Below are 3,898 nucleotides of genomic sequence, written 5' to 3'. Positions count from 1 at the left end.
CGAGACGCATAAAAAAATCCGATGCCAGTACAGGCATCGGATTTTGATTTCTTGCGGCCAAAGGTCAAGCGAGAAGGCTTAACTGACTGGCATTACCTGCCAAGGCCTCTTTTTTTTTGCGCTTGCTTCGTGGTTTATATCTTGCCCAGTAGTAGCAGGATCAACAGCACCACCAACACCACACCGATGATACCGGACGGGCCGTAACCCCAACTTCTTGAGTGCGGGAAGACTGGGAGACCACCGATCAGCAGGAGGATCAGGATAATGATAAGTATTGTGCCCATTGTAGATTTCCTTATTGGTCAGTTCTGGAGTGATACAACTTCCAACTACCAGCGCGCATGCGTTAAATCCGGGCGGCTTAATAAGTCCGACCGTTGCGCCTTGTAGAAAATTCAAAGTTTTTGTAGCGCCTACGGTTTGCCCTCGCCATTCAGCACTCTGATGGAGCGTGGGTCCGTTGAACGCCTTCGCTACACTCGGCCTATCTCTCCCGGAACAACAAGGCTGTCTGCTATGCAAAATCGCATGATGATCACTGGTGCCGGCTCTGGCCTGGGTCGCGAAATCGCGCTGCGCTGGGCCCGCGAAGGATGGCGCCTGGCCTTATCGGATGTCAGCGAATCGGGCCTCGTGGAAACCCTCAAGCTAGTGCGTGGTGCCGGTGGCGACGGCTTCATCCAGCGCTGCGACGTGCGCGACTACAGCCAATTGACTGCGTTCGCCCAGGCCTGCGAAGAGAAATTCGGCGGTATCGATATCATCGTCAACAATGCTGGCGTGGCCTCGGGCGGCTTCTTCAGCGAGCTTTCCCTGGAGGATTGGGACTGGCAGATCGCGATCAACCTCATGGGTGTGGTCAAGGGCTGCAAGGCGTTCCTGCCGCTGTTGGAAAAAAGCCGTGGCAAGATCATCAACATCGCCTCCATGGCAGCCCTGATGCAGGGCCCGGCCATGAGCAACTACAACGTGGCCAAGGCGGGTGTCGTGGCGCTGTCGGAAAGCCTGCTGGTGGAGCTGGCGCAGCAGGAAGTGGGTGTACACGTGGTGTGCCCGTCGTTCTTCCAGACCAATCTGTTGGACTCCTTCCGTGGCCCGACCCCGGCCATGAAGGCCCAGGTCGGCAAGTTGCTGGAAAGCTCACCGATCAGCGCCACGGATATTGCCGACTACATCTACCAGCAGGTTGCCCAGGGCCAGTTCATGATCCTGCCCCACGAACAGGGGCGCATGGCTTGGGCCCTCAAGCAGAAGAACCCACAGTCGCTGTACGACGAAATGACCGTCATGGCTGACAAGATGCGCGCCAAAGCCCGGCAAAACCTCAATTGACCTGGGTGCCCGATGTCCTCAGGATGGCGCCATTCGGCCTTCCTGATGGACATCTGCATGCTCAATTACCTGTGGTTTTTTCTCGCCGCCCTGTTTGAGATCGCGGGCTGCTACGCCTTCTGGATGTGGTTGCGCCAGGGCAAGAGTGCCTGGTGGATAGCCCCGGCGTTGCTCAGTCTCACATTGTTCGCCCTGTTGTTGACCCGCGTCGAAGCGGCGTACGCCGGGCGCGCCTACGCCGCTTATGGCGGCCTCTATATCATTGCCTCGATCGGCTGGCTGGCAGTGGTTGAGCGAGTGCGGCCATTGGGGTCCGACTGGATTGGCGTGGCACTCTGCGTCTTGGGTGCGAGTGTGATTCTATTCGGCCCGCGGTTCTCGGCACCCTGAAATAACCGACGGTCCGACAGGGTTTTGCAGGAAGTTTCCGTCAGTCACAAGAACTTTGCTTGTAGGGCCTTACTGAATTCTCGCGGGTGTCTTGAGAACGGGGAACAGGCCGGGCATGGTCAGGGTCCAGACATTCTTAAGGACAAGAACCATGCTTGTATTAAGCCGCGCTGTAGGTGAGTTGATTTCCATTGGTGACGATATTTCCGTCCGTGTGCTGTCGGTCAGCGGCGGCACGGTGCGTTTCGGCGTGGAAGCGCCACGGCACGTTGATGTCCATCGCTCCGAAATCTACGACAAGATCCAGAAGAAAAAGGCCCAGGCCATTCGCAAGGCCTGTTCAGTCGAATAGGTGTTTTGGCACGTCGTGCTTGAGCATCAGTTGACACTGTTCACTTTCGGGGTCGAAGACGATCAACGCCTGGCCTTTGGTCAGGGCTTGCCTGACCCGCAGAACCCGCGTTTCCAGCGGGGTGTCGTCACCATTGTCGGTGCCGTCGCGGGTCACGAAATCCTCGATCAGGCGGGTGAGCGTGTCGACTTCGAGTTGGTCGTGGGGGATGAGCATGGGGTACCTCGGCTAGACAATAGGACGATGCTACGGCCAATGGGCTTTTGCGGCTAGCCTTGGGTTTTGTGGGGCCGGTTCTGGCCTCATCGCGAGCAAGCTCGCTCCCACACTTGAAATGCATTCCTCTGTGGGAGCGAGCTTGCTCGCGATGGCAATAGCCCAGACTGTGAATGTTGGATCAGCTATCGGAGCGCTGCCCCACCAGGCTATCCACCGATGGCACCCGGGTATCGCTTTCCATCTGGGTATCGTGTTCGATCTGATGACTGAAGCGGTCCAGTGAGCCTTGGGCGGGTTGCGCGTCGCTGGCGAACACCGGCGGGCTGAGGATGTAGGCGCCGAGCAAGCGACTGAGGGCGGCCAGGCTGTCGATGTGGGTGCGTTCGTAGCCATGGGTGGCGTCGCAGCCGAAGGCGAGCAGGGCGGTACGGATATCGTGGCCGGCGGTGATGGCCGAATGAGCGTCGCTGAAGTAGTAGCGGAACAGGTCGCGGCGTGCCGGTATCTCGTTCTCCTTGGCCAGTTTCAGCAAGTGCCGCGACAGATGATAGTCGTAGGGGCCTCCGGAGTCCTGCATCGCCACGCTGACCGAATGTTCGCTTGAGTGCTGGCCAGGGGCGACGGGCGCGATGTCGATGCCGACAAATTCGCTGACATCCCAGGGCAGTGCTGCCGCTGCACCGCTGCCGGTTTCCTCGGTGATGGTGAACAGCGGGTGACAATCGATCAGCAGTTCTTCGCCGCTCTCGACAATCGCCTTGAGCGCCGCCAACAGGGCTGCGACCCCAGCTTTGTCGTCCAGGTGCCGGGCGCTGATGTGGCCGCTTTCGGTGAATTCCGGCAGGGGATCGAAGGCGACGTAATCACCGATGCCTACCCCCAGGGTTTCGCAATCGGCGCGCGTGGCGCAGTAGGCGTCCAGGCGCAGCTCGATGTGGTCCCAACTGATGGGCAGTTCATCCACGGCGGTATTGAACGCGTGCCCGGACGCCATCAATGGCAGCACGCTGCCACGGATCACGCCGGTGTCGGTAAACAGGCTGACCCGGCTACCTTCGGCAAATCGGCTGGACCAGCATCCCACCGGTGCCAAGGTCAGGCGGCCGTTGTCCTTGATGGCCCGCACTGAGGCACCGATGGTATCCAAGTGCGCCGACACGGCCCGGTCGGGGCTGCTCTTGCGCCCCTTGAGCGTGGCGCGGATTGTGCCACGGCGGGTCATTTCAAAAGCGATACCCAGCTCTTCGAGCCGCTCGGCGACATAACGCACGATGGTGTCGGTAAAGCCGGTAGGGCTGGGAATGGCGAGCATCTCCAGCAGGACCTTTTGCAGGTATTCGAGATCCGGTTCGGGAATTTTGCTGATCATGGAAACTCCTCACGGAACATTAAGTTGAATTAGCGGAACCTTGTGGCGAGGGAGCTTGCTCCCGCTGGACCGCGAAGCGGTCCCCTTTGAGCTCCAGGTCAATGCACCAACCCGGAGGGCAACGGAGAAGGGCTGCATCGCAGCCCAGCGGGAGCAAGCTCTCATCAAACAAAATACAACCCTCTGTTTTTAAAAAGCTTTTAAGCTGCATCGACCACCCTCATACCCAACTT

6 protein-coding genes are annotated in these 3,898 nt (G+C 59.0%); 3 read left to right on the top strand and 3 right to left on the bottom strand.

The features are described 5' to 3' along the window. Window positions 1-134: 134 nt before the first annotated feature. A complete protein-coding gene (locus BT116_RS29945) occupies window positions 135-287 on the bottom strand; it encodes a DUF3309 family protein (protein ID WP_018606531.1) in 153 nt (50 codons plus the stop codon). Window positions 288-519: 232 nt separating this feature from the next. On the opposite strand from BT116_RS29945, the gene BT116_RS29940 reads away from it, so the two are divergent. The 3 genes from BT116_RS29940 to csrA all read left to right on the top strand — a co-directional run bounded on the left by BT116_RS29940 (window position 520) and on the right by csrA (window position 2,077). Then, window positions 520-1,335 (top strand): SDR family oxidoreductase, encoded by an 816-nt coding sequence (locus tag BT116_RS29940; RefSeq protein ID WP_072349384.1) that lies wholly within the window; start codon window positions 520-522, stop codon window positions 1,333-1,335. A 57-nt stretch (window positions 1,336-1,392) separates the two neighbouring features. Beyond that, window positions 1,393-1,725, top strand: coding sequence for a YnfA family protein (locus BT116_RS29935; protein ID WP_072349386.1), 333 nt, complete (start codon window positions 1,393-1,395; stop codon window positions 1,723-1,725). Between the two features lie 151 nt (window positions 1,726-1,876). Beyond that, window positions 1,877-2,077: a carbon storage regulator CsrA gene (csrA, locus tag BT116_RS29930; protein WP_072349382.1), complete on the top strand. Its 201-nt coding sequence runs from the start codon at window positions 1,877-1,879 to the stop codon at window positions 2,075-2,077. Here csrA and BT116_RS29925 read toward each other — a convergent pair. Further along, the gene (locus BT116_RS29925) at window positions 2,066-2,293 is read right to left on the bottom strand and encodes a YheU family protein (protein ID WP_003199186.1); all 228 of its coding nucleotides are present in this window, start codon (window positions 2,291-2,293) and stop codon (window positions 2,066-2,068) included. The genes csrA and BT116_RS29925 overlap by 12 nt on opposite strands. A 181-nt stretch (window positions 2,294-2,474) precedes the next feature. Continuing rightward, the gene (locus BT116_RS29920; protein WP_072349380.1) at window positions 2,475-3,665 is read right to left on the bottom strand and encodes an osmoprotectant NAGGN system M42 family peptidase; all 1,191 of its coding nucleotides are present in this window, start codon (window positions 3,663-3,665) and stop codon (window positions 2,475-2,477) included. Between the last annotated feature and the right edge of the window lie 233 nt (window positions 3,666-3,898).

The sequence above is a fragment of the Pseudomonas sp. NFACC16-2 genome (assembly GCF_900119205.1).
In the GTDB taxonomy this organism is placed as follows: Bacteria; Pseudomonadota; Gammaproteobacteria; order Pseudomonadales; family Pseudomonadaceae; genus Aquipseudomonas; species Aquipseudomonas fluorescens_Q.
The sequence above is the reverse complement of the archived record's forward strand: the minus strand, read 5'-3'. Positions and strand labels throughout refer to the sequence as shown.